At 48.4% G+C, this 25734-nt stretch carries 21 protein-coding genes and 1 tRNA gene; 5 read left to right on the top strand and 17 right to left on the bottom strand.

Annotation, left to right across the window (positions count from 1 at the left end):
* Positions 1-80: 80 nt before the first annotated feature.
* The 11 genes from AC58P7_RS15380 to AC58P7_RS15330 form a co-directional block, all read right to left on the bottom strand.
* A complete protein-coding gene (locus AC58P7_RS15380; RefSeq protein ID WP_497344240.1) occupies positions 81-407 on the bottom strand; it encodes an Lrp/AsnC family transcriptional regulator in 327 nt (108 codons plus the stop codon).
* A 194-nt stretch (positions 408-601) separates the two neighbouring features.
* Positions 602-1510: an AraC family transcriptional regulator gene (locus AC58P7_RS15375; RefSeq protein WP_497344238.1), complete on the bottom strand. Its 909-nt coding sequence runs from the start codon at positions 1508-1510 to the stop codon at positions 602-604.
* A 72-nt stretch (positions 1511-1582) separates the two neighbouring features.
* On the bottom strand, positions 1583-2293 hold the full coding sequence (locus tag AC58P7_RS15370; RefSeq protein WP_497344236.1) for a metallophosphoesterase family protein: 711 nt from the start codon (positions 2291-2293) through the stop codon (positions 1583-1585).
* A gap of 160 nt (positions 2294-2453) precedes the next feature.
* Entirely contained in the window at positions 2454-3026 is a 573-nt protein-coding gene (locus AC58P7_RS15365) for an OmpL47-type beta-barrel domain-containing protein (protein WP_497344234.1), read from the bottom strand.
* Between the two features lie 3 nt (positions 3027-3029).
* Positions 3030-3218: a hypothetical protein gene (locus AC58P7_RS15360; protein WP_497344232.1), complete on the bottom strand. Its 189-nt coding sequence runs from the start codon at positions 3216-3218 to the stop codon at positions 3030-3032.
* On the bottom strand, positions 3219-4313 hold the full coding sequence (locus AC58P7_RS15355; RefSeq protein WP_497344230.1) for a glycoside hydrolase family 88/105 protein: 1095 nt from the start codon (positions 4311-4313) through the stop codon (positions 3219-3221).
* Between the two features lie 45 nt (positions 4314-4358).
* The gene (locus AC58P7_RS15350) at positions 4359-5591 is read right to left on the bottom strand and encodes a hypothetical protein (RefSeq protein WP_497344229.1); all 1233 of its coding nucleotides are present in this window, start codon (positions 5589-5591) and stop codon (positions 4359-4361) included.
* A gap of 20 nt (positions 5592-5611) precedes the next feature.
* Positions 5612-6487, bottom strand: a complete 876-nt coding sequence (locus AC58P7_RS15345; protein WP_497344227.1) for a carbohydrate ABC transporter permease — start codon at positions 6485-6487, stop codon at positions 5612-5614.
* Positions 6488-6524: 37 nt separating this feature from the next.
* Positions 6525-7475: an ABC transporter permease gene (locus AC58P7_RS15340; RefSeq protein ID WP_497344225.1), complete on the bottom strand. Its 951-nt coding sequence runs from the start codon at positions 7473-7475 to the stop codon at positions 6525-6527.
* A gap of 87 nt (positions 7476-7562) precedes the next feature.
* Positions 7563-9098: an extracellular solute-binding protein gene (locus AC58P7_RS15335; protein ID WP_497344223.1), complete on the bottom strand. Its 1536-nt coding sequence runs from the start codon at positions 9096-9098 to the stop codon at positions 7563-7565.
* Between the two features lie 318 nt (positions 9099-9416).
* On the bottom strand, positions 9417-10934 hold the full coding sequence (locus AC58P7_RS15330; protein WP_497344221.1) for an extracellular solute-binding protein: 1518 nt from the start codon (positions 10932-10934) through the stop codon (positions 9417-9419).
* 122 nt (positions 10935-11056) lie between these two features.
* Between AC58P7_RS15330 and AC58P7_RS15325 the strand changes: the two genes are divergently transcribed.
* Positions 11057-13408: a helix-turn-helix domain-containing protein gene (locus AC58P7_RS15325; protein ID WP_497344219.1), complete on the top strand. Its 2352-nt coding sequence runs from the start codon at positions 11057-11059 to the stop codon at positions 13406-13408.
* Positions 13409-13586: 178 nt separating this feature from the next.
* Here the strand turns inward: AC58P7_RS15325 and AC58P7_RS15320 are convergent, their stop codons facing one another.
* From AC58P7_RS15320 to AC58P7_RS15310, 3 genes are all read right to left on the bottom strand, one after another.
* Positions 13587-13883, bottom strand: coding sequence for a hypothetical protein (locus tag AC58P7_RS15320; protein ID WP_497344217.1), 297 nt, complete (start codon positions 13881-13883; stop codon positions 13587-13589).
* A 225-nt stretch (positions 13884-14108) separates the two neighbouring features.
* Positions 14109-14948 carry a sugar phosphate isomerase/epimerase family protein gene (locus AC58P7_RS15315; protein WP_497344215.1) on the bottom strand — a complete coding sequence of 280 codons (840 nt, stop codon included), beginning with the start codon at positions 14946-14948 and terminating at the stop codon, positions 14109-14111.
* A 76-nt stretch (positions 14949-15024) separates the two neighbouring features.
* Positions 15025-16098: a Gfo/Idh/MocA family protein gene (locus AC58P7_RS15310; RefSeq protein WP_497344213.1), complete on the bottom strand. Its 1074-nt coding sequence runs from the start codon at positions 16096-16098 to the stop codon at positions 15025-15027.
* Between the two features lie 123 nt (positions 16099-16221).
* Between AC58P7_RS15310 and AC58P7_RS15305 the strand changes: the two genes are divergently transcribed.
* Entirely contained in the window at positions 16222-17109 is an 888-nt protein-coding gene (locus tag AC58P7_RS15305; RefSeq protein WP_497344211.1) for a helix-turn-helix domain-containing protein, read from the top strand.
* 126 nt (positions 17110-17235) lie between these two features.
* On the opposite strand, the gene AC58P7_RS15300 is transcribed toward AC58P7_RS15305, so the two are convergent.
* From AC58P7_RS15300 to AC58P7_RS15290, 3 genes are all read right to left on the bottom strand, one after another.
* On the bottom strand, positions 17236-19695 hold the full coding sequence (locus AC58P7_RS15300) for a S9 family peptidase (RefSeq protein WP_497344209.1): 2460 nt from the start codon (positions 19693-19695) through the stop codon (positions 17236-17238).
* A 139-nt stretch (positions 19696-19834) separates the two neighbouring features.
* Positions 19835-20818, bottom strand: coding sequence for an aldo/keto reductase (locus tag AC58P7_RS15295; RefSeq protein WP_497344447.1), 984 nt, complete (start codon positions 20816-20818; stop codon positions 19835-19837).
* Between the two features lie 327 nt (positions 20819-21145).
* Complete coding sequence (locus AC58P7_RS15290; RefSeq protein ID WP_497344207.1) at positions 21146-22735, bottom strand: MDR family MFS transporter; 1590 nt, start codon at positions 22733-22735, stop codon at positions 21146-21148.
* A gap of 198 nt (positions 22736-22933) precedes the next feature.
* On the opposite strand from AC58P7_RS15290, the gene AC58P7_RS15285 reads away from it, so the two are divergent.
* The 3 genes from AC58P7_RS15285 (at position 22934) to AC58P7_RS15275 (ending at position 25537) form a co-directional block, all read left to right on the top strand.
* Positions 22934-23677, top strand: coding sequence for a spermidine synthase (locus tag AC58P7_RS15285; RefSeq protein ID WP_497344205.1), 744 nt, complete (start codon positions 22934-22936; stop codon positions 23675-23677).
* A gap of 93 nt (positions 23678-23770) precedes the next feature.
* Positions 23771-25327, top strand: a complete 1557-nt coding sequence (locus AC58P7_RS15280; protein ID WP_497344203.1) for an ABC-F family ATP-binding cassette domain-containing protein — start codon at positions 23771-23773, stop codon at positions 25325-25327.
* Between the two features lie 138 nt (positions 25328-25465).
* Positions 25466-25537 (top strand) — tRNA-Lys (locus AC58P7_RS15275).
* The last annotated feature ends 197 nt before the right edge of the window (positions 25538-25734 follow it).

Genomic DNA, 25734 nt, shown 5'->3' with positions numbered 1-25734 from the left:
CTAAGCTTTTTTATTTATAGAGCAAAGGGGAGCGAACCATTGATTTCACGCGGAACTGCCAAAAAACTTACAGATGACCTTTACTTATACTGCCCAATGGAAATATTGATTTTATAATAGCCATAGTCAAGGATCTCATCCAGAAGTTTAGATAGTTCGTTTTGATCAGATACTTGAACCTTTAAAATGAAGCACGGCTCCCCACTAACACGGTGAGCCTCTTTGATTTCATCGCGTTGCTGAATAAACTCTTGGAACTTCGTATGTTTATAGTCCTTCATCATAACGGTTATGAAAATACAGTAGATGTTCCCCAGCAATTTTTCATTTAACCGGACCGTATACCCCTCAATAACCCCTATCTCCTCTAAGCGTTGGATACGATTGGCTACAGCCACCCCTGACATATGAACTATCTCCCCAATTTGAGCAAGTATACTCTACACAAAAAAAGAGACCCACAGCAACGGGCTGCGGGTCTTAAGTATATATATTTAAAAGGGGGTCGAATTTCATTATAGGCTCCGAACCTTAAAGAGAGATGAAATTCAGATGTCATTTGCGTGACAAATGATTCCCCCTTTGTTACAGCTTGCACTTCTTATCTTTTCGCCTTGACCGGAATATAAATGTCCATCTGTACAAGCTCATGCAGATTCTGATGACAACGCTCATCATAGTATTCAAACTCCGCGCTTCCAGCATGCTCATACCCCGAATGAGGGAACCATTCCGTGAAAATCGTATTCCACGTGCTCTGAATCGATGCAGCGAACTGATCCGGCGTCACCTTCGGTGTCGTGAAAACAGCATATTCCGCTCCCGGAAATTCGCGGCATACCATATTCGCAGGCACATCCTCGAAGCTCGTCGCTTCCATCCCGATGATGTAGGTCAAATCCCCGCTCTCCAAGTCAAAATCCGTACAAATCCCGAGCTCAACGCAAGACTCCGTGTGGAGGCGTTTTGGGATATGCGCACCCATCCCTTCTCGCAGATACTTTTGCCAAAATGCGGGGATATCCCGATGATTCTGGCCTTCTTTGCACGAGGTCTTCAATTCATAACCAATTAACTTAAACCCTGGCTTCGTTTTCAATGCGTAGTCCATACGTATTCCTCCTAAATAGGGATTAAATTTCCGTTCCAGCACATTCACTTTGGGATAGCTAGGTGGTCGTATGCCTTGCTTGCGATAGGCAAGCGGTGTACGTTCAAACACCTTTTTGAATGCCCGCGTGAAATTCTCAGGGGATTGGAAGCCATTGTCGAGGGCAATATCGATCAATTTCTGCTCCGTATGTGCGATTTGATAAGCCGCTCTCGCTAATCTCCGTTTGCGAACATATTCCATTACCGCGTCGCCCACCATGAATTGGAACACCCGATGGAAATGGAAAGCAGAGAAGCACGCGACCTCGGCTAAGCACTCTACGGACAATGGTCCCGATAAATGTTCCTCAATATGATCCAGCGTCATCTGAATCCGCGTCTCATAATTGGTATCCATCGTTTGCCCCCTTCAGCTTGGTAACCTCAGTTTACGCCATTCGGAACTACGCTTCTTGATATTTCTTGCTCCTTATTTCCAGCTCCCTTTCGAAGCGACCGCGTACGTCTTATACTGATTCTTCCCCTTAATTTCCAGAAGATTCAGTTGTAGACCGTAGGCACAACCGCCATCGATCCCGATCTTATCCGTATCAAACCACACATCCGCTTTCCCATGAATATCCTTCGTCGTCGTATGCCCGAACACTACAGGCTTCTTCACGACCGTTTTCTGCCCCACAAATGGCGCACGAATCCAGATAAAATCCCGCTCCGGTTGTGTTTTCCAATCTACATAAGCAGGATTTAGTCCAGCATGCACAAAAATATGGGTATCATTTTCATGATACAACGGCAGATTCTGCAAAAATGCTAAATGCTCGCCGCAATTCGCGCGGATGCGTTCTTTTGCTGTTTTCAAATCGAAGTCCCTGACTCCGCTAAAACTTTGAAACGTTTGGATGCCTCCATGCTCGAAAAACTTCATTTCCGTCAAGGAATCTGTCTCGCCCATTACTTCGATGAAGCGCTGGTCATGGTTTCCTTTGAGCGCAATCGCACCCTTTTCACGAACCAAAAACATGACATGCTCCACGGTCTCCCGACTCGCCGGTCCTCGATCCACATAATCTCCTAGTAAAATAAGCTGATCCTCTTCCGCATTGAACTTTACTTTATCTAGTAATTCCTTAAATTCGGCCGCACAGCCGTGTATATCACTAACAACTAGAATTCGTTTCATAGAAAGCTTCCCCCGTATGTGATCTTGTCCATCTCCCGTGTATATGAAGCTTATTTTAACATAATTCAAAGTCTGAGGGTCCTTAATTCTGGTATTCTATGTATCCACAGCCAAAAGGACGCCCTTTTCGGACGCCCCTGCAAAACATTATTTTCATGTTCTACTTACCTGAATGATCGTGAGGAACTGTGACTTCAGCGGAGACTGACTTCTTGTTGCCTGCTTTATCAGTGGCCGTATACGTAATGGTATACATACGCTCTGATCCTTTGCTCGATTTATCGGCACGCAGTTTAAAAGTAGTATCTAACGTACCCATTTGCACATCTTGAATATCTGACGCATCTGCGGCTGGATCATTACAGGTAATGGCTGTTAACGTAACATTGTCCAACGAGCTTATACTGTCGGATGCAATCACTGAAGCATTTACCGTAACAAGCTTATGATTGGCAGGCCAGAGGGTCGTGGTATCTAAGTTTACCTGTAGTGTAGGGGCTGTTTTGTCTATTCGGATAATAGCTTCCTTCCTTAACTCCACATTTCCTGCACGATCTACACTCCAGTAAGTGAGAGTATGAACACCCTCTGTTGTTATTGTAACTGTCGTTCCCATTTGTTCGGCAGAACCGTCTAACGCAAAGTGGGAAGCAGCAACACCAGAACTAGTATCCGTTGCTATCAGGTTTACTGTAACGTCACGGTTCACCCAATCTTGTGGAAAAAGAATCAAACCTCATTGAATCCGCTTACATTCTTTCTTGCTTCTTACTGCTTTCCGCAGCAACTCGGATAGAAGGACGCCATCCGGCGTCCTTTTTCTCCTAATGTCAATCCAGCGAGTGAACTGGATCTGCGTCTCTTCCAGATAGCCAGTCTCTGTCGACTGCCTTCCGGATAAGAACGTCCGCTCCTTTATCCGCACTTACTTCACTAGCGGCGCCACTTCGACGCACGCCATCACAAAAGCTCCCACACCATGAAGATCATTCTCACTCGTTGGGCGCGTGACATAGTTCTCGTAATCCCCAGCAGACGTCCCGATACAAATGAGTGGCAAAATAACTCTCCCTTGCTCGTCGAACTTCAACGTGCGCAGCAAACCTTCGTAGCCTTTCACGCCTGCGTCCGCGCACTCGGGGCCGACTACGCCGAGGTTCACGGCTTTGGCAATCGTGTACACGAACAGACTTGTACACGAGCTTTCGAGCCAGTTATCCGGGAGATCGCCTTTATCGATCACTTGGTACCAGAGGCCGCTTTCCGCGTCCTGATAGCGGATCAAAGCATGCACGAAGTCGCGCAGCGAGCTGACCAAAGCTTCGCGTCCGGGCTCTTCTGCCGGCAATTCGTCGAGGAATTGCGAGACGGCGAGGCCGTACCAGCCGAGCGAACGTCCCCAGAATTCCGGCGAGCAGCCGGTTTCAGGGTTCGCCCACGGCATGCGGCGGCTTTCGTCCCACGCATGGTACAGCAGACCCGTGCGCTCGTCTTTCATGTGCTTGCGCATGAGCTGCTCTTGCAGCAGCACGGTTTTGCGCAAGCCCGTTTCGCCGAAGGCGTTCGCGTATTTCAGCGAGAATACGCCGGCCATGTATAAACCGTCCAACCACATTTGGTTGGCGTATTTGTCTTTGTGCCAGAACCCACCCTCGGAGGTGAGGTTCAGGGTTTTGAGCAGATTGCGCAGCTTATCCGCTGCGATGCGGTACTTGGGCTGGCCTGTGCGCTGTTCCAAACGGAACAGCAGCAGCCCAGCTTGAATCGCGTCGAGCTCGTCGCGCGCGAAGTAAAGATTGCCATGCTCGTCGACGAGTCCATCGACATACGCCTGGATGTAGGCATCGTAGCGGTCATCCTGACCCGCTTCTACGAGCATTTCCATGCCGCACAGGAATACGCCTTGATGGTAATGCCAACGCCCTGCGGGCGGAAGCTCCATCGGTGTATGCGAAGCTATGATCGAGTCGCAGGCAGCCTGTGCCCACTCCAAAGGTGTTTTCGTCTGAACAGGAGCCATAATGAGGTTCCCCTTTCTATTGAACAATCGTAGATTTTAAACGCTTCAATTTCTTTCCATTATGTTGAAACTCGGCCGTTTCGTGAGGGCTGGCGCCTTCCTGCCGGCTAACTGGCAGCACACTGAACGAATCAACAAGGCCTGTGTGCCAGCGTTCATATCGCCTTCCACTTCGCCGCCCCCGATGTGAACCGCCTTCGGCATGCCGGAGTAATATTCGCCTTCCTTGACCTGCGCCACATTAGGCGCCGTAGGCGAATGCGCAAGCTCGCGGGAAAAGCCGCCGTCCGCACGCAGCAGACGCTTCATATTTGCCAGTGTAATAGCAATAATCTCTCGCAAATCTTCTGCAGGAATGGACAGCTTCATATACGAAAGCAAGTGAATCGGATTGCGAATATAGCACATGTCCACCGCTTCCTCATGCCGTAAGGCATAGAGGATGCTTTGGTAAATACGTTCCTCTCTCGGCAGCGGCACATTGAAATGATCATAGAAAATATGAAGCTTAAACGTTCCTGAGATTCGCACATAGTAGGATCCTTCTCCCCATAATCCGGTAAAAGGATCCTGCCTATCGGCGAAGAAATGGAACGCTGTTTGGGTAAACTCAGCTCTGCGACTCGCTGGCTCCACTTGCCTCACATAGACGCTGGAGGTTGAAAGACGATCACAGCCTCGCCAGCTGTTCGTTAGCTCAACCGACTTCAGCCATGCGAGATAGTCTTCTGACGAAGCCATATACGATGGTGCTTGCTGCACCGCGTAAGGCAATGCGTGAAGCGGCTGCCCGCCAAGCTTGCGCAACGCGTTCAAGCTATAGGAGATGGCGCGGGCAACCATCACTTCATCTTCACGCATGAGCGGATTCTGATCATAGAAGTAGCCCGAGGCTGCCTCCTGCTTACTTTGAAAGAAACGGATACAGCCTAGCTTCATTTCCACTGTCATTTCATCCAGCCAACCGCAGCGTTCTAGAATGTTGAGCGCTTGCGCGGTGGATTCAATGTCCGGAGCGCCGCCCGGTATTCGTCTGGAGCTTGCGGCATAATAGAACCCGCCGCTTTCTGCATCCATTTGCCCGCCGAGCCACGCTCCAAAACCATCAAACAATTGATCCATCTCAGCAAGAAGTTTATCGATCTCTGCACTTTGATTCTGCCCTTGTTCTTCTCTCTTATCTTGTTGTTCTTCTCCCATATCTTTCTGTTCTTCTCTCTGATCTTGCTGTTCTTGCCCTTCTGTCATGTCTGCTTCCTCGCTTGTGTATTGTGACATCCTGTCCATTCATTCACCGACTAACCCTTGATGGATCCAATCATTGCACCCTTAGCAAAATGCTTCTGCAAGAACGGATACACAATCAGAATCGGAATCGTAGCTACGACGATAACAGCCATTTTTATCGACTGCGCCGGTGGCGGTGCCGCGCTGTCTAGATCCGAACTTACGTTCAAACCGCTAGCAAGGACGACAATTTGGCGAAGCAAGACCTGAATCGGCCATTTGGCACTTTCATTGATATAAAGAATCGCACTTAAGTACGTGTTCCAATACGTTACCGCGTAGAACAGTGAGATCGTCGCGATCGCTGGCATCGACAATGGCAACACGATGCGGAACAAGATACCGAAGTCGCTGCAGCCATCAATTTTAGCCGACTCCTCGAGCCCTTCGGGGATGTTTTGGAAGAAATTTTTCAAAATAATTAAGTTGAACGCACTAATCGCTGTTGGAAGAATCAACGCCGAATAGGTGTCGATCATACCAAGCTCCTTCACCACCAGAAACGTTGGGATCAAGCCGCCATGAAACAGCATTGTAAAAACGACAAGGAACATGATCCCTTTACGTCCATCCACATCCCTGCGGGACAAGCCGTAAGCCATCAACGCCGTGATGAACATAGAGATTACCGTGCCGACAAACGTCGTCCCAATCGAGACACCCATGGCCTTAAATATCGTATCCGTTGAAAAAATAAATCGATAGGCCTCGATACTCCAATCCGTCGGAATGAGGACGAATTTCTTCGACGCCATTTCCGCGCTCGTCGTGAAGGAACCTGCCACCACGTGCACGAACGGGATGATCGTAATCAATCCGATGATCGTTAATAACAAATAGTTGATGATACCGAACATTCTGCCGGCTAATGTTTTATCTTCTACCATGACTTCAACCTCCTAGCTGCTTGGCGCTCACTTAGGCTTAGTAAACGCCTTCTTCACCCATCTTTTTCGCAATACGATTCACTAGCATCACCAGTACAAGTCCAATGAATGATTTGAACAAACCAATCGCTGCGCTGTAACTGAATTGCCCTTGTTTCAACCCTGCTGTATATACATAAGTATCAATGATCTCAGCAACTTCTCGGTTCATGGAGTTAAGAAGCAAGTACACATGTTCAAAACCGAGCTCGAGAACCGCACCAATTTTCAAAATTAATAAAACAATAATGACACTTCGGATCGCGGGCAGCGTAATGTGCCACACTTGTCTAAGTCGTCCTGCACCGTCCATGCGAGCAGCTTCATACAACCCAGGATCAATGGAAGCAATCGCCGCCAAATAAATGATCGTACCCCAACCGGCTTCCCGCCAAATGACTTGCAAAATATAAATCGGTCTGAACCACTCTGGGGCCAGTAAGAAGTTAATCTTTTCAAAGCCGAAATAGGAAATCATTTCATTAATGACGCCGCCATCCATGGTCAGCATCACGAAGCTGATGGAGACGATAATCACCCAAGACATGAAGTGGGGCAAATAAACGATCGTTTGAAACACTTTCTTGAATAGATCCCCTCGAACCTCATTCAGCATGAGCGCCAAGATGATCGGAATCGGAAAATAGAACAAGAGATTCATGACGAACAAAATTAACGTATTGCTTAAAATATTTAGGAAATCCGGCTCCGTAAACAATCGCCGAAAGTGCTCCAACCCGACCCATTCACTGCCGCTAACGCCTTTGAAAGGCTTGTAGTTCTGGAAGGAAATGATTAAACCGTACATCGGAATGTATTTAAACACGATAAAATACAAAATCCCCGGCAGCAGCATGACATAAATCCATTTATTTTTCCAAAGACGTCTTGAGAGTTCACTGCTTTGCTTTCTAGCAACCACGCTTTGTGCAACATTCACTTCTTGCATAGGACTTCTTCCTTTCCTTAAAAGGAGAAGACTGCCGCGGTGCTAGCAGCCCTCTCGCCTTGACTTGTCAAACGCATTATCGCTGAATTACTTCTTGTAAACTGCGTTGTATTCTTCGATGATTTTGCTGCCGCCACGACTTTTCCAATCATCAATTGCTTTATCAAAGCCGGCTTTATCCAGCGTGCCGTAAATGTATTTATTCGTTGCATCCACGATGACCGCTTGTAGTTGCACACCTTTTTCAAGGTTTGTTTTGGAATCAAGCGCAACTACAGGATCTTGAACAGCGAACTTCAAGTTCGCGATTTTCAACTCGTCTGCTTTTCCTTGTGCAGGGATTGTCGGAATGCCCAAGAATCTGCCGGATGTATCTTCATCACCGATCGCTGCATCTGTGAACGGTTTCACTTCACGTGTCCATTTTTCTTCATCCAGCTTCTTCGCTTTGTTATCTATTACGCTGTAGTTCACATCTTTAATGCCCCAGTTTGCCATGTTGGCTACTTCTGGTGTCATCATTTTGTCGAAGTAAGCTAATACTTTACGAAGATCAGCTTCCGTTTTATTCGCAGATTTCGGGAACAGAACTACGTTTGCATATCCAGGTAATGCCCATGCTGCGAATTTGCCGTCAGGTCCAGCAACCATACTGTGAACATCAACCACTGCCGTTGGTACGTTTTTGACCAAGTCCTTGTTCAGCGTCGAAACATCGGTCATCGCACCGATGTACATCCCTGCTGTCCCGCTGGTGAACAGCTTTTGCTGATCGGTTTTACTTGTTGCTGCGAAATCTTTGTTCATATAACCGCCATCACGCATTTTTTTGAAATAATCCATCGTCGCTGCATATTGCGGGAACATGAATTCCGGTGCTAGCTTGCCATCCTTAACGCCCCAGTTATTTGGTGTGCCCTGCCAAGCAGCAACGGTTTTGAACGCGCCGTAGATTAGATCGTTACGGTCCGTAAGACCGATGGTGTCTTTTTTGCCATTACCGTCAGGGTCGTTTTCTGTGAACGCTTTCGCCATAGCGAATAATTCATCTAGATTTGCAGGAGCCTTCAAGCCTAGCTTATCTGCCCAATCCTTACGATAGATTAGACCTTGACGTGCAATGTCTACACCGCGGTACAAGGAGTACAATTTGCCATCCACTTTCGTATTGTCATTCGTTGTGGATTTCAGCTTGCTGAGGTTCGGGAAGTCCTTCAATAGAGGCCCGATCTCCCAGAACTGTCCGTCACGGATCGCTGATTTCATTTGAATGAACGTCGCTTGGTTTTTCAAATATGTTGCTTGTGGCAGCGCGCCCGTTGCGAACGTCGTATTCAGCTTCTCTTCATACGTGTCGGCCGGGAAGAACTGGTACGTCAACTTCGTGTTCGTCAGCTTCTCAAGTTCTTTAATAATGGTATCTGGTGGTGTTTGTGCCGTATTGAGTGGTGCCATGATCGTAATCGGTGTCGGTGTGTTATCTGTCGCTTTCGGTGTTGCTGCCGTTGTCGATGTTGGCGTGCCTGATGACGATGCAGGCGTATCTTTATCTCCGCATGCCGCTAGCGCAAAGCTGGAAACGAGTAGAACGCTAAGTGGAATCGTAACTAATTTTCTCTTCATATCGGTTTGACCTCCGCGAAAATGTGGTGTGCTACAACACACACATTACACGGTATAAGATAGGTACCGAAACAATCATTTACTCATATAACCCCCGTCTGGCGCGGGATGTGAGCGAGATGTGAGATGATGATTATCGGTGGGGGAGATGATTATTGGGGGAGGGATTTGTGGCCGTAGCCGTGCCATTAAGCACAAAATAACAAAAAGAAAAAGCCTACCAAATGGTAGACTCGTTAGTTGGTACAATCTCAACTTGTTTGTGGCACCCTCCGGAAAGAAGGTTGATGCCATGGAAACTATAACTGCTTCACTGCTTCACTTCTTTCCATACCCCTCATTATACTCCGTGATCATCTGATTACCGCCGCCGCGCCGCCAACGCTCAATCTCCTGCTGAAAAGCAGCCTTATCCAGCTTGCCGAGTATATAATTGTACGTCGCGTCGGAAACAATTTTATACAATTCGACGCCGCGCTCATCGTAGGTCTTCGATTCAATACCTAATGTCGGATCCTTGACGACATATTTCTCATTATCCAAACTAAGCGTATCCGCCAGCTGAGACAATGATTCACTCTCTACAACGGGAATCACGTTCGGATTGTTCAAATCAGCGATCATTAGCGCATACAGCGCGTTGACCTCATTGACACGAATCTTCGACGTCTCTTCGGAGAGCTGGATCTGCCCATTTTTGGCCGTATAATGCCGTCCCTCCAAGCCATACTTCATGAGATTGGCGACATCCTTATCCATCGTCCGATCAAAAAACTGCAGCATCTGCTTGAGTTCCGCCTCGGTTCGGATCGCCTTTTTAGAGAAAAGATAGAGGGCACTATAATTCGGAATGGACCAAATATGAAACCCCTGCGGCCCTTCAATATGATTAACAAGCGTAAGCCTTGCCTCTGGATTCACCAGCTGCGCCTCATCCGAGAGACGCTGCACATCCTGCATACTCCCTATGTATACCCCGGCCGTACCGCGAATCAACTTATCCCGCTGCACATCTTTACTCGTCACGGCAAAATCCGAATTAATCAACTTCTCGTCATACAGCTTCTTCATGAAATTCATCGCATCCACGTACGCTTGCGTTTCGAACTCTGGCACGAATTTACCGGCTGAAACGGCCCAATTATTCGGTGCTCCGAAATAGGAGCTGATCGTCTTGAACGAACCGAACACCAAATCATTACGATCCGTCAGCCCGATCGTATCGTCTTTGCCGTCACCATCGGGATCTCCGTAAGTGAACGCTTTTAGCACATCGTAGAGCTCATTTAAATTCGTTGGCTTCTTCAGCTTCAGCTTATTCAGCCAATCCTCCCGAATAATAATCCCCTGCCGAGAGGACGGACGCTCGGTGTATAAGCCATAGATTTTGCCATCAACAGCCGCCTGTCCCAAAATCTCTTTATTCAACTGTTTCAAATTCGGATACGCCGACAAGTAAGGTCCAATATCCCAAAATGCGCCGGAACGAATCGAATTTTTCATCAGCATATAGTCCGTATATTTTACATAAGTAGCTTTCTTTAACGAGTTCGTCGTGAGGGCTGTATTCATTTTATCCGTATAAATGCCGTCCGGGACCCAGTTCAACTCCAACTTCGTTTGTGTCCGATTCTCAATTTCTTGAACAAGCTCAGGGATCGGCGGATGCGGAAAATGGAGCGGTGCCATAATAGAAATCACAGGTCGGGCCCCTTTGTCGTCCGCTGCTTTGGGCGTGTTGTCGCTCTGACAAGCACTCAACAACGCAAGCATGACCAGCCCCATCATCAGCCGTCCCATCCATGTGAACCTGCGGCCATATAAACCACTTCCCATGCTAATTCCTCCTTGCAACAGCAGTGTTTTTGGCGGCAAATATGAGATAATGATTATCCCAATTGCAGATGATTATTGAATTGAACCGTACTCTTGTCTACAATACATAGATAGTCTGACGAATGATTCTTCGAATAGATAGGGTGTTGGATGCGATGCGCTCTTTAAGTTTTCTTAGCAAAATGACGATATTCAGCTTCGTGCTCAGTACGCTGCCTGTCATCTTTATCGGTGCTTTCGCCTTCGTGACCTCCTCTAGTGAAATCCAAAAAAATGTAAGCGAAGGTAAAATGCAGTTAATCACCCAAATCAATTCCAATGTAGAGCAGAAATTAACGACTGTCAACCATACACTTAATCAAGTCATCAACTCCACCGTTCTCAAAAAAGCGCTGGAAATGCCGCTCACTGTAACCGATTTCATGATGTACGACGACTTGCGCAGTGAGATTCGATATATGCAATCTTTTGATACGAGACTGGAAGATGTTCTCTTGATCAATGCGAAAATGAACTGGATGATTAAAAATTCAGGCCTCTACCGTTTTGACAACTATCCGTATGCCGATAAATTGATCTCCCTGATGAACACGCAGGATAACAGTACGTGGACCCTCAGTCCCTCCGAGTGGTTCTATACCGAAGAAAATGCGCGAAGTGTGACCTGCGATTACAGTATTTCGCTGATCAAAAAATTGCCGACCACCGGCCTGGACAAATATGGCATGGCCTTGGCCAATATTCCCGCTTGCTCCTTGCAGGATATGATTCAAAGCGACTCCGAGCACCCCGATGACATTGTTATCATCGATGAACAGGGACGGATTATGATGAATCGGGATCCTGGGCTAATCGGCCAATCGATCACAGCAACTGGTCTGACCAACCTCAAACCGCTTGATGCAGCTAGCGGACAGTTCCGTGCCAGCATTCACGATAAGCCCTATTCCGTCACATTCCTGCGATCCAACCTGAATAACTGGACGTATTTATCCTTAACCTCCATCGACAGTTTGACGAAGGAATCCAGCAAAATCAGTACCTATACCATCTACATCTGTGTACTCATGCTGCTTATTTCCATGTTTCTAGCTTGGCTAGGCTCACGCAAAATGTACTCACCCATCCAACTCCTCCTGAACCAAATCGGAGGCCTTGTGACGGTAAATCAGAAGCGCAAAGCCAATGAGTTTCAGATGATCAGCGAGCACGTGCATACCTTATTCCAATCGAAATCGCAGCTCGAAAAAGAAGTTCACCAGCACATCGGTCAGGTGCGGACCTTCTTCCTGATCAAGGCTTTTCAGGGGCATATTAAGCCTGCTGAGCTCTTGGAAAAGCTAGCGCAATTCGGCTACACCGAACATATTGCTTCTTGGAAAACGATGTCCGTTATTACCATTCAAATCGATGCCATCGACCATACCCGTTATGAGAAAAAGGATATGGAGCTGCTGCTTTTTGCCGTGCATAACATGCTGGAGGAGCTCATCCCTTCGGAGCAGCGACTAGCGCCGATTCTGATTGATCAAACAATCGTTACTTTAATCGGCAGCGCGGATATGGTTGATAGTGACTTCCGCACGATGGTGTACGGTCTGACAGAGCAGGTGCAGCAGCATATATACAACTTCTTGAAGCTGCACATCTCCATCGGAATTTCCTTGCCGATTCATGCGTTCACCCAGATGGCACTAGCCTATAAGGAAGGCCTTGAGGCGCTGAAGCATCGGATCAAGCTCGGAGAAGGCATCATTATCCAGTATGAGAATATTAACTCCGGTAAGCATTACTTGAATTTGAACTATCCGAAGCCTTTGGAGAACGATTTGATCGACAGCATCAAGCTTGCTGAAAAGGACAAATCCCGCGAGCTGCTGAAGCAGTTGCTGCAAGCAGTCTTCGCCGCACCGCTCTCCCCGCAGGAGTACCAGATCCCGCTAGCACGGCTGCTCAACAACCTGCTGATGATGATGCAGGAGTCAGGCATCGCCTTGAATCAGATCCATCCTAACAAAGGCTCCCTGTTCGAAGAAGTGCTGGGCCTGCATACGACCGCCGAAATCGAGGACTGGTTCTGGACCGAAGTCATCCATCCGCTGATCCGTATCTACCGCGACAGACAAGATGCCCAGTACCACAACATTTCCGAGAAAATTATCGATCTCGTGCAGCATTATTACGATACCGACCTGACGCTTGAGGAATGCGCTTCTCGTTTGCATTACAATGCGAATTATTTGAGCAGCATTTTCCGCAAAGAAACGAACTGCTCCTTCAGCGATTACTTATCGAACTACCGCTTCAACATGGCGAAAAAATGGCTCTCCGAGACCGATATGCCGATCAAGGATATCTCCTCGAAGCTGCGCTACAACAACTCGCAGAATTTCATCCGCTCCTTCCGTAAGCAAGAAGGGCTCACGCCCGGCCAGTATCGGGATAAGCAGAAAGAGGGCTTGCCTGGTTCGTAGGCGGTTCGGCTCTACGAGCGAAGGGCACAAGCCAGTTAGCCGAGGGCGGGCTGCTAACAAGACAAAGCAAACAGCCTGCGAAGCCACCAACATTGTAGTTGGTGGTTTCGCAGGCTGTTGTTCTACCGGGCAAGCCTTGAGCAGGCTTGTCCTTCGGTAAAGAAGCATTTGTCGGTTCCTAGGCGGAAACGACCTGACTAGCTTCAACCGCTGCTTTCAGAGCAGCACGGTTGTCCCACAAGAAGGAGAGCAACTGGTTACGCTCCTCGAAAAACAACTCGGCCGCATCCTCATAATCTTTCCCCACGCCATGCACACTAAAGCGTTCGTCTTCATAGTTCATTAAGGTCCATTGACCTCCACGTTTTTTATCGCCAAATACGAGGTAAAGCTTCTTCCCTGCTGCGTCCCACTCTGCGAAGTTAGAAAAGTTGTCCAAAATCAAGCTGATGTCCTGTTTATTCTTAATTTGCATGATCTTATCTCCTTTTCGCTTTTTTAAAATCGTACCCGAGTTTCCGTGAGAAGTTTGTCACACTTTAGGGACGAATTGTAGGAATTTTTGTCGAAGGCGATGCTTACGTCTCTCACTTGCACATGATCACAGAATTACTAACCTGCCGGGCAGCTTCCCCATCCACCCTCGCCAATGAAAACCGAAAAAAAGAGCGAATCCCCACTAGAATTCGCTCCTCAAACACTACTTGATCCCCGCCGCGGCATAGACCTTGTCGAAGCCAGCCTTAGACCGCTCCACCAGACTCTCCGGCGAGTCCGTCGGCGCTTCCGCTGTCAGGATCTCCTGCGCCACAGCTCCGGTGTAGCCAATACGCTGCAGGCCTTGCAGGAAGCCAGCCAGATCAATGACGCCTTCACCTGGATACACGCGTCCGTTATCCAAAACTTCCGCCACCGGCACGTCCGGCGCGTCGTTAATGTGCACATGCACGATTTGCCGGGCGTGGAGCTTCTCGATATCGGCGACGGTCCCGCCATTCGTGTACCAGTGGTACGAATCGAACAGCAAGCCCACGCCCGGCTCGCCGATCGCATCGATCCAATCCAATGTTTCATCGATGGTCCAGATGAACGGATGCTTCCACCGTGTCCGCAAATGGTGCGGACCGACGAACTCCAGCCCTAGGCGGATGCCGTAGGCGCCTAGGATTTGGGCGCACGTGCGCAATCTGCGCGTCGCGAGCGCCATGAAGTGCGCTGCCCCCAAGTCCGTGGAGGGCAGCACATACGTGCAGCAGCTCGTACAGCCGAGCGCTGCAGCCGCTTCCGCGGCCTGCGCCAGCTTCGGCAAGCCCTCGCGGAACGCCTCTTCCGTGGTCCGCCATTCCACGGGCAACCCAATGGACCCGACAACGAGTCCATTCTTCTTCAATAACTCACGAGCACCATCAAGGGTGTGAGCTTCTACAAGGCTCAAAGCGTCGAGATCGACCGCTTGGAAGCCATATTTTGCCGCTAACTCTATGAATTGCTCGTTGCTCTCTATGTTGCCAAGCCCTGCTCTTGTTAACCCTCTAAGCATCGGATATCCCTCCAAATGGTTGCCTGCTCTAAACTTCTTGATTTTGCTCTATCCTGACTATCCCGCTATATCGCGACTAATTCCAGTTCAGCTTAACCTCGTTACCCGTACGTGAAGACTCATAAATTGCATCTAGAATCAAGTTGTTCGTGTAGCCAGAAAGTGCCGATGTGATCGGCTGTTTGCCTTCACGAATGCATGCTAGGAAATGTGCACTAAGCCGTTGGCGCTCGCCTTCGTCGTTTTCAGGCTTGCTCAGCTCAGTTTCGATTGCACGGTTGAACTTCTCCGTCAACAATTTACCCGCAGCCCCTTTGTAGCTAGCTCCGCCATCCGAGCCCATGAGGTGCACGAAAGGCGTGTTGTCCGTATCCATGTGCACGGCCCAGCTCACTTCGAGCGTCAGCGTGCTGCCATCCTCCATGCGAATGAGAGCCGTAGCCAAATCCTCAACATCATAGGTACCGTTCCAGTTCGGTTTCCCCCATGTTCCGATCCCTTTGCGGCGAGGACCGAATTCCGCATACGTTGCACCAACAACAGATATAGGCTTCGGATTCCCCATCAAATAGAGAGCAAGATCCAACATATGAACGCCGATATCAATCAACGGACCGCCACCCGACTCATCCATTTTGGTGAACCAAGTTCCCCAACCAGGAATACCTTTACGGCGAAACCAGCCTGTTTTGGCTGTGTAAATTTTGCCTAGCTCACCGGCTTCGACCTGCTCCTTGATTTGCATAGGTACAGACTCCCAGCGCATTTGGTGACCGATCATCACGATCGTGTTCGACTTCTTACTCGCTTCATATATTTGTTTAGCCGCTGCCGCATTAATGCCCATTGGCTTCTCGATTAGCACATGTTTACCAGCTTCAATCGCTTGAACAGCAAGTCCAGCATGGTATTGATTGGGTACGCCGATAATGACAGCGTCGACATTCGTGCTTTGAATAAGCTCCTCTGGGGTCGCTGCCACATGGGCAATCCCGTGTTCTTGCGCTTTCGCTTCAGCTAAAGGCAAGTAGGCATCTGTAATCGCTGTAATTTCACAGAGGTCACCCAGCTTCGAAAACTCCTTCATATGTACCCCGCCAATATTTCCTGCACCAATCATGCCGATTCTAATTTTGTTAACGCTTCCCACGATTGCGTTCCTCCTCATAAGTACACGCTGTTGACCCTGCTTTTATGATAAAATAAGATCACTTAGAAGTCGTACCGTATATTCGGAAAACGTCCCATTTTTTCGAAGGAGCCCTGAATGACCATGACGTATTTTCCAGATTATTTGAAAACGTATCCCAACATGCACTCTCCGTTTCCTTTTCACCTCAGCAGAAATACATTGGAGCGTGGCTTTCGAGCACATCGCCATGATTTCCTAGAGTTTTCCTATGTGGTGGAAGGATTAGGCGCTGAAACGATAAATGATGTAAAGCATGTGATGGCACCAGGCACATTTACCTTCGTGTTGCCTTATCAGGTGCATGAGATTTTTACGGATCCAGGTCAAAAACTAGTACTCTATAACGGCATGTTCAGTATGGATTTGCTCATGGAGCCAGGGAATGATCAGGGACTGTCTGATTTATTTAATGACGCGAATGATTTACCTGCTTATGTGCAGTTCGAAGGGGCAGAACAGCTTCAAATGAATGCGCTTATCGAAGATATGTATGGCGAGTATCGGGGGGAGGAGCGTTACAGACAAACCCTGCTGAAGGCCAAATTGAAAGAGATTCTGATCCGATTTGATCGACGTCGTTTCCAGCATGCTGGTCAGGAGGAGACTGTGATCATGGCCAAAACCTCATCGAAAGCCAGCCAAGCCGTGTGGCCGATCATTCATTATATCCATCGAAACTATCAAGAGGATCTTGCCTTGTCCGATCTTGCATCTCGCTTCACGATGAGTGTCTCACGCATCAGTGAAGTGATTAAGCAAACGACGGGCCAAACCTTCGTTCATTTCCTGCACGATCTCCGCCTGCGTCATGCCTGCAGCTTGCTGGTCTCCACCGACATGAGTGTCACGGAGATCGCACTGGAGGTTGGCTACGGCTCGTATAAAACCTTCTCGCGGATATTCCGCGAGAGTAAAGGCATCGTACCGAAGGAGTATCGGAAGGTTGAGCATGGAAGAGCGGTAACGTAGTACCAGTTGCCTTTGACATTGCCTAGAAAAAAACCTTCAACCCCACTTCAGTGGTTTTGAAGGTTTTTTCTGCATGAACGTTATCTCACTCCAAGCTCCCCTTCGGGAAAGCCCTTCCTTTCGAACCTATGCTGCTTTCTTCTTGTTCTTCACATGCTTATTAAGAAAATGGATAAGTGCCTGATAGAAATCGCGTTCGTTTTCCAGCTTCTGAAAGCCATGTCCCTCATTCATCTTGAGCATGTAAGCAACGTCTACATCTTGCTTATGCAACGCTGCGACCATTTGATCCGATTCCGCTTTATTAACCCGGGGGTCATTCGCACCTTGAGCAATCATGAGCGGCGATTTGATTTGGTCGATATGGAGCAAAGGTGATACGGTTTCAAGCAACTTCTTATCTTTGACGGGGTCGCCGACCTGTTGATACATCCGCGGACGATCGATTTCCCAATATGGAGGCATGGTACTCATGAAGGTAAGGAGGCTGGACGGCCCTACATAATCCACACCCGCTGCGTACAAATCAGGCGTGAACGTCATGCCCGCAAGCGTCGCATATCCGCCATAGGAGGCTCCAAAGATCGCCACACGCTCAGGGTCAGCAGTGCCTCGCCCAATCAACCAGTTCACACCGTCGGTAATATCGTTTTGCATCGCTAGGCCCCATTGCTTATCTCCAGCGTGCTCGAATGCTTTGCCATAGCCTGTTGAACCGCGGAAATTCAGCTGCAATACGGCATACCCTTGGCTAGCCAATAGCTGGACTTCCATATTATAGCCCCAGGAATCGCGGGACCACGGCCCTCCATGCGGATTAACGACAACGGGCAGTTTGGTTGCAGCAACACCTTTAGGAAGCGTCAAGTACCCGTGAATGGTTAACCCATCTCTGCTTTTAAAAGAAATGGGCTGCATATCCGCCATCTTCTTCTCATCGAATTTAGGCTGGATGTCTGCAAGTTTGTCGAGCTTGTCCCCTACGCGATCGTATAAATAATAGCTGCCATACGCTTTATCACTTTCCGTATATAAGAGCAATACGTCCTTGTCCGGTGATCCGATGAGACCCCAATGACGGGTTTGCAGCTTATCTTCGATTTTGCGCGACAACTTTTCGAACTCATTGTCCAAATAATGCATTTGCTTCTCATCCGTCTCATAGGATACAGCCAGAATCGATTTCTTTTTGTATGAGACAATGAAATTATCGATATCGACATCGTCATTCACATAGATAACTTCTGTCTCTTTCTTAGTGATCGGATCATATTTTACTAAGGCCTGTTTATCACGCCCAACGTTTGAAGCTACGTAGAGTTGTTTATTATCGAACGTGAACATAACCGGAATAAAGGAGTCTTTCGCGTCGAACGTGGCAATTTTGTCAAAAGCTTTGCTCCCGTCTTCCCGATAGATCAGACTGGTCTTTTCGCCGTCTCTGGCGATTCCTGCCCGAACTCTCCCCCAATTGTCTGCCAGCCAATAATCAACGTTCCCGGGATTCTGCACGTGCATGAATGTTTCTCCTGTGCTCAAATTAACCCGGTAGACATCCATCGCTTTCGGATCCCGCTTATTCATAGTAACTAACAGCTCAATGTCGCTCTCATTCTTCGCAGGCAGAACATCGAGTAGAGAGGCCTTTACATTCGTATACGGCGTCAAGTCGCGATCATCCGATCCATCGACATTCACAACCCGAATATGCGTATTTTCCGTACCACCGCTATCGAGCATATAGATGATCACCTTATCTGTAATCCAATATATGCGATCAATGTTCTCATCCTTAGAACTCGTAATTCGCGTACTTTGCGTTTCTCCAACCTTCTGGATGAAGAGGTTCATTCGGTTTTCCCATGGTTGCAAAAAGGCCAATGTTTTGGAGTCAGGCGATAGCCGCAGATTAGCCTTATCGGGCATCTTCAAAAAGTCATCCAATGAAACAGGGCCTTGCGTAGTTTCATCCTTTTGGGAAATGGTCCGATATAAAAATAAAACAAGCTGTGCACGTGTCACCTGATCCTGAGGCATAAACGACACTTGCTCGGTAATAAAATGCTGCTTCAGCTTGATGACATCATCGTGATGCGCTTTACCGATGGTTGCTTCATCCTTGAGCCATGCCTGGATGCCGTTATCTTTGAGCTGAAAAGCACGGACAAGCAAACTCGCCATCTGTTCACGCGTAAGTGGGGAATCTGGCTGGTACATACCTTCATTACCCTGCACGATGTTCAGTTCCTTTAACGCATTGACAGCCTCCGCATAGGGACTCGTTTCTGATACGTCTGTAAATGCATTCAGCGATTTCGGTTTGTTCAGCTTTAGTGATTTACTAAGCCATACTGCAGCATCTCCACGAGTTACGGCGTCATCCGGATGAAAGTCACCATCCTCTTTCGCATCGATAATACCTTGCTGCTTAAGCAGGGCGATTTCTTGACTCGCATAATAATCTGTCGGTACGTCCGCATAGGCGACTGCCTCACTGCTAGCCTGAGCGTTGATTGGAACCACTGCGGCAGCAATCCATACCGCAGCCAAAATTGAAACTACTCCTTTTCGGATAAAAAACTTCATGTTCAGCCCCCTGTAAAATGTATACAACTAATAGGTAATACGTAGTATTATATACCAGAAAATAGTGTATTGATAGATTAATAGAATAGATTTACATGTATCGCTAAAAAGCCCCCAATCACGATTGGAGGCTTCCTCTTTATTTGTTCAGTACCTGATTAGATACATCGCTGATTTGTTTCAATTCCCCCTCGGTCAGTGTGAATTGCATGGCCTTCACATTTTCCTCTGCATGATGCGTCTTTGATGCGCCTGGGATGGCAAAAACCGTCTCCCCATGCGCATGGATCAACCAGTTCAACGCAATCTGCGTTGGCGATGCATCATATATGCAAGCAAGCTCATCCAGCTTATCGATCAGCGGCTTCGACTTCTGCAGTCCCGCATTTCGGAAGGCCGATGTGAATTTGCGCGGTCCTTTGATCGCCTTCACGAGCGCCGGATTCTTGTGAAACTTACCGCTTAAGATCCCTTGCTCCAGCGGTGAATACGCGATGATCGCGACACCTAGCTCCCTCGCTGCGTCCATGATACCGTTATGCTCGATGCGGCGATCCAACAAGCTATATTTCACTTGGTTGGAAATGAGGCGAAGTCCATGTTCACGCAGGACGCGGTCGGCTTCTCTCATTTTGTCCGCCGAAAAGTTGCTGACTCCCACGTTCTTGATTTTGCCCGTTTTCACCAGCTCCGCCATCGCGTTCATTTCATCCCGAACGGACGAAAATGAAAAAGGCTGATGCACCTGATGCAGCTCAATCGTCCGGTTTTCCAGCAAGTGGATGCGCTCATCGATGGTGCTCGTGATGCTGCTCGCCGTGCGCAATAGAGGCCACCACTTCGTTGCAATGTGCGCGTCTTCGGCTAATGGACCCGCTTCGCGCAGCGCTTCGGCTAGCATTTGCTCCGATTGGCCTTTTCCGTAAACCTCTGCTGTATCAAACCAATTAATCCCGCCCTTGAGACTGGTCTGAACAATGCTGCGCACATCTTCCTTCTTCAGCACAGGCCAAAACTTGCCCACCATTCCCTGACCGTTGCTGAATTGCCAACAGCCAAGGCCAAGTGGTGATAAGGCCAATGACGAGCTGCCCATCTGCCGAAGTACCGCTTTCCCCACCATACTTTTCACCCATTCCTCGCTAGAATGTGATTCTCCCTTGATTATACACGATATCGCTGGGAATCACCCCATTCGCGTGAGGGGGGCGTGAAGCAGCTTCACCGCCAATTGTGCCAATACAGACAATTAAAATTTAGCTGGATTTTGTGGTACTCAGTTTTAGAGACACAGGCAATGGGCAATTTCTATCAAGTCTTTTTAAAATATATTTGTTTTCACGATATTCTACACAACATTGCGTCATTCAAACGGAACGAGGATCCGTTATTTCGCTCAAAAAAAAGGAGCTGCCGCCGCAGCTCCTCACGCAATCAAGCTCTAACCCAATCAAGCACTAGCCCCCGGCCCCGCCGCCGAAGCCGCTTCCTCCTGGCTCGACAGCACCTCCCGCTTCATGAAGAAGCACGCGATGAACGCCACAATGGCAAACCCGATGCCGATCACGAACATATGCTGAAAGCTTTCAGCAAATACAGTTTTGATCCGCAGCAGCAGATCCGCTGACAGCCCTTGCGGGATGCCGCCGTTCAGGATCGTTTCCGCTGTGCCCGCCGGGAACCGATCCGACATACCTGCCAGGCCAGTCGTAATGTTCCGCGACAGCAGGCTGCCGAAAATACTAAACCCTAGCGTCGTACCGATCGCCTGGAACAATTGCACGGTCGCTACGCCCACGCCGCTATGTTCTTTCGCCACGGACTCTTGCACAATGAGATTATCGGAGCCGAACAGAACGCCAATCCCTAATCCCAAAATAAAGAATCCTACAATAATGTACATGACCGTTGTGTCCACATGAATCCGCGAAAGCAAAATATAACTCGCTATCGGGAAAATAAACGAAAGGATGAACAGGTTTTTGTAAGCCACTTTCGTGATCAAATTGCCACAAAGAATACTAGCCGGAATGGCTCCAGCCATGAAGGCAAGCGACAAGTAACCAGACGCCGTCGGTGTCATGCCCATGACATTTTGAGCAAAGAACGGAAACCCAGACATACCGCCCATAACGCCAAGCATCGTGAGGAACACGATAATGGAGAGCACGACGACGGAACGATTTTTGAAAAGCACCAATGGAATAATGGGCTCCGCCGCTTTCATTTCAATGCGGATGAATAGTGCTGTAAACGCCACGAACAGAGCTAACAAGCCGAGAATCGCCGGTGATGTCCACGTGTAGCCTTTGACATCGATGAGAACAGGTGCCAGCAGCAGAGAGAACATGGCGAGTACCAACGTGCAAGCGCCTGCCCAGTCGATGGATTTCTTCTCGGTTTGAACCGATTCGCGCAAGCCTTTAAACACAATAATGGCGGAGAAAATACCAATCGGAATGTTGATCAGAAAAATCCAATGCCAGTTCACGTGGCTAACGAAGTAGCCGCCTACCGTTGGACCTAGCAGCTGTGGCAGAATAAGCAGCGGTCCAATGAAGCTTTGCAGCTTCGCACGCTGCTCCAGCGGGAACGTGTCTCCGATAATGATCATCGCAAGCGGCATCAAGCCACCAGCCCCAATCCCCTGAACCCCTCTACCTATCAGCAGCACGGTCATCGAATCCGCCATCCCGCAAATGATGGACCCCGCCAAAAACAACACAACACAGCTCAAATAAATTTTCTTACGTCCGTAAATGTCCGCCAGCTTCCCAAAAATCGGCATAAACATCGTAATCGACAGCATATAAATGCCTGCCACCCAGCCATACAGCGATAACCCATGCAGTTCGCGGATAATCGTCGGTAGCGCAGTTGAAACGACCGTTTGATCTAGCTCCGAGAAGATGAGCCCCAGCATCAAGCCAATCAGAACTAGCTTTTTATTACTTCCCTGCTTGGCTTCACTGTCCAGCTTCGCAGGATGCCCTTGCCTCGTCACGCCCTCTAGCGCTACATTACTTCCTTGCTCTGTCATAAGTACCTCCTATTTTCTTCTATCCATATTGGCTTCACCAGCCTGTAAATCACGCGTTTATTTGACTCTTTTATCATAAAGCTACAGGACCTTTCACTCATCAGGCGCGAGCTTTAACCTCATCTCGGTCTAGGGATGTAGTTTGCTAGGCTATGGTATACTGTCCACATACCTTACCATTGAAGGAGTTTGCGACCGGTGAACGTGCTATACAAGGAACAAACCGCTCATCATGACATTTCTATTTACGACACGAATATCTTTCTCGGTGAAAAAGGAAGCTTTCGCGTCCTAGAATTCTCTAATCACGCCATGCAGGGTGCCATGGATCTTCAGCAGCCAGATCGAGTTCTTTTCGAATACCCGCGCGCGATGATCCATCTCATGCAAGCTAATAACGTCAGCTTCCAGCGCGTTTTCCTGATCGGACACGGCATCGGCACCATCGCCTCCCATCTGAAGGAGAAACGCTTCACCGTTGCGGAACTGGACGAGCATGTCGTAGCGCTTAGCAGACGGTTCTTCGGTTATAGCCAAGATAATGTGTTTATCGGCGACGGGCGGGAGCTTCTGAACAACCAGGCAGTAAGCACCTACGACTATATCCTTATCGATGCTTTTACCGAAAAAGGCACGCCTAAGCCATTAACGACATTAACCTTTTTTCAAATGGTGCAAGAAAAACTCGACGCCGAAGGCGCGATCCTCCTGAACCTGATGGGGAAAGGTGAGCATGACCCGCTCCTCGCAGCCATTCACACGACACTTAGCGAGGTATTCTCGTACGTCAAAGCATATAAACTTCCGTCTGAGGGACGCCGCGATCTACAGAATGTCATCATGATGGGTCAAAATAAACCGATCACCGCCAACCTGCGCCATATGGCAGGCTTCGTCGAAATGGTGCCAGGCTATGGGCATATCCTGATGGATACGGAATAAACCCCTTTTTTCCACATCTGGGGAGTTGTTTGCAACCTATCGTTTATAATAAAATGTAAGAAGAAAAAAAGTTCAATAGAAAAGGTGTCATTCATGAGCATATTAAATGTAGAACGACTTAGTCACGGCTTTGGAGATCGCGCGATCTTCAACGATGTCTCCTTCCGCCTGTTGAAGGGCGAGCACATCGGACTTATTGGCGCAAACGGTGAAGGGAAATCCACCTTCATGAACATCATTACTGGGAAACTGCAACCGGACGACGGCAAAGTGGAATGGTCCAAGCGCATGCGCGTTGGCTACCTCGATCAACACGCTGTGCTGAGCAAAGGCATGACGATGCGCGACGTACTGAAGGGTGCCTTTCAATATCTATTCGATATGGAACAAGAAATGAACGATATGTATGGCCGCATGGGCGACGTCTCGCCTGAAGAGCTGGAACGCTTGCTCGAAGATGTAGGAACGATTCAAGATACGTTAACGAATCAGGATTTCTACATGATCGATGCCAAAATCGAAGAAACGGCCCGCGGTCTGGGTCTGACTGATATCGGCTTAGATAAAGACGTGAACGATTTGAGCGGCGGGCAGCGGACGAAGGTTTTGCTTGCGAAGCTTCTGCTTGAGAAGCCAGACATTCTGCTCCTCGATGAGCCGACGAACTATTTGGACGAACAGCACATCGAATGGTTGAAGCGCTATCTGAACGAATATGAGAATGCCTTCATCCTCATTTCCCATGACATTCCGTTCTTGAACAGCGTTATCAACTTGATTTACCACATGGAAAATCAAGCCTTGAACCGCTATGTTGGCGACTACACGCATTTCCAAGAAGTGCATGAAATGAGAAAGTCACAGCTGGAGTCCGCGTACAAACGTCAACAGCAAGAAATTGCTGATTTGAAGGATTTCGTTCAGCGTAATAAAGCCAGCGTCGCGACACGGAATATGGCGATGTCCAGACAGAAGAAGCTCGACAAGATGGATGTTATCGAGCTTGCCAAAGAAAAGCCGAAGCCACAGTTCAACTTCAAGGAAGGGCGTACGTCAGGTAAGCTCATTTTCGAAGCTACGGACCTGGTCATCGGTTACGACGAGCCGTTATCTCGTCCGCTTAATCTGCGCATGGAACGCGGGCAGAAGATCGCACTCGTCGGTGCGAACGGTATCGGTAAAACGACGTTGCTGCGCAGCATTTTAGGCGAAATCCCTGCATTGTCAGGTTCCGTGCATAAAGGCGAAAACCAGCAAGTCGGCTACTTCCAACAGGAAATTAAGGAATCCAATAACAATACGTGTATCGATGAGGTTTGGAACGAGTTCCCTTCGTTGAACCAATTCGAGGTTCGCGCGGCGCTTGCCCGCTGTGGACTAACGACCAAGCATATCGAGAGTAAAATCGTCGTGCTCAGCGGTGGCGAAAAAGCGAAGGTCCGCTTATGCAAGCTGATCAACCGCGAAACCAACCTGCTCGTACTCGATGAGCCGACGAACCATTTGGACGTTGACGCGAAGGAAGAGCTCAAGCGCGCACTTCGTGCTTACAAAGGCAGCATCATCCTAATCTCCCACGAACCTGATTTCTATCGCGATGTTGTGACGGAAACTTGGAACTGTGAGTCCTGGACGACGAAAGTATTCTAAGTCATGAAAGATCGAGAGCCCCTCTAGTCGCTTAGCGAATGAAAGGGGCTCTTCTCTTCCCCTCAACCTCTTTGTTCAGATAGCATTAGGAAAATGATTGACCAATTCTAACGTTACATGCTAGAATTACTTTTACTCAGGTCCGTAGCTCAATGGCAGAGCAACCGGCTCTTAACCGGTAGGTTGTGGGTTCGACCCCCACCGGGCCTATACAGCAATCCCCCTCGATTCGCAAGGATCGCAGGGGGTTTTTTTTGTCTTTTGGCGATCAGCTGGATGATGTGGACTATCATTCGGATAAATCTGGACATCCCCGACCTAAAATGATACATTATGTATCACTAACAAAGAAAGATACGTCCCTTTGCTATCCGTTTATGGAACGTATCCGAATTTAGCCGCGGAAA

The sequence above is a fragment of the Paenibacillus sp. J22FR5 genome (assembly GCF_059691975.1).
This window is presented reverse-complemented; position numbering and strand designations above follow the sequence as displayed.

Bases quoted from the DNA above. Each gene is read 5' to 3' on its own strand.
- AC58P7_RS15380 (WP_497344240.1), bottom strand. From the start codon at position 407: ATGTCAGGGGTGGCTGTAGCCAATCGTATCCAACGCTTAGAGGAGATA.
- AC58P7_RS15330 (WP_497344221.1), bottom strand. From the start codon at position 10,934: ATGGGAAGTGGTTTATATGGCCGCAGGTTCACATGGATGGGACGGCTG.
- AC58P7_RS15280 (WP_497344203.1), top strand. From the start codon at position 23,771: ATGAGCATATTAAATGTAGAACGACTTAGTCACGGCTTTGGAGATCGC.
- AC58P7_RS15325 (WP_497344219.1), top strand. From the start codon at position 11,057: ATGATTCTTCGAATAGATAGGGTGTTGGATGCGATGCGCTCTTTAAGT.
- AC58P7_RS15315 (WP_497344215.1), bottom strand. From the start codon at position 14,948: ATGCTTAGAGGGTTAACAAGAGCAGGGCTTGGCAACATAGAGAGCAAC.
- AC58P7_RS15340 (WP_497344225.1), bottom strand. From the start codon at position 7,475: ATGCAAGAAGTGAATGTTGCACAAAGCGTGGTTGCTAGAAAGCAAAGC.
- AC58P7_RS15335 (WP_497344223.1), bottom strand. From the start codon at position 9,098: ATGAAGAGAAAATTAGTTACGATTCCACTTAGCGTTCTACTCGTTTCC.
- AC58P7_RS15375 (WP_497344238.1), bottom strand. From the start codon at position 1,510: ATGGATACCAATTATGAGACGCGGATTCAGATGACGCTGGATCATATT.
- AC58P7_RS15350 (WP_497344229.1), bottom strand. From the start codon at position 5,591: ATGTCACAATACACAAGCGAGGAAGCAGACATGACAGAAGGGCAAGAA.
- AC58P7_RS15305 (WP_497344211.1), top strand. From the start codon at position 16,222: ATGACGTATTTTCCAGATTATTTGAAAACGTATCCCAACATGCACTCT.
- AC58P7_RS15370 (WP_497344236.1), bottom strand. From the start codon at position 2,293: ATGAAACGAATTCTAGTTGTTAGTGATATACACGGCTGTGCGGCCGAA.
- AC58P7_RS15290 (WP_497344207.1), bottom strand. From the start codon at position 22,735: ATGACAGAGCAAGGAAGTAATGTAGCGCTAGAGGGCGTGACGAGGCAA.
- AC58P7_RS15355 (WP_497344230.1), bottom strand. From the start codon at position 4,313: ATGGCTCCTGTTCAGACGAAAACACCTTTGGAGTGGGCACAGGCTGCC.
- AC58P7_RS15345 (WP_497344227.1), bottom strand. From the start codon at position 6,487: ATGGTAGAAGATAAAACATTAGCCGGCAGAATGTTCGGTATCATCAAC.
- AC58P7_RS15320 (WP_497344217.1), bottom strand. From the start codon at position 13,883: ATGCAAATTAAGAATAAACAGGACATCAGCTTGATTTTGGACAACTTT.
- AC58P7_RS15295 (WP_497344447.1), bottom strand. From the start codon at position 20,818: ATGGTGGGGAAAGCGGTACTTCGGCAGATGGGCAGCTCGTCATTGGCC.
- AC58P7_RS15300 (WP_497344209.1), bottom strand. From the start codon at position 19,695: ATGAAGTTTTTTATCCGAAAAGGAGTAGTTTCAATTTTGGCTGCGGTA.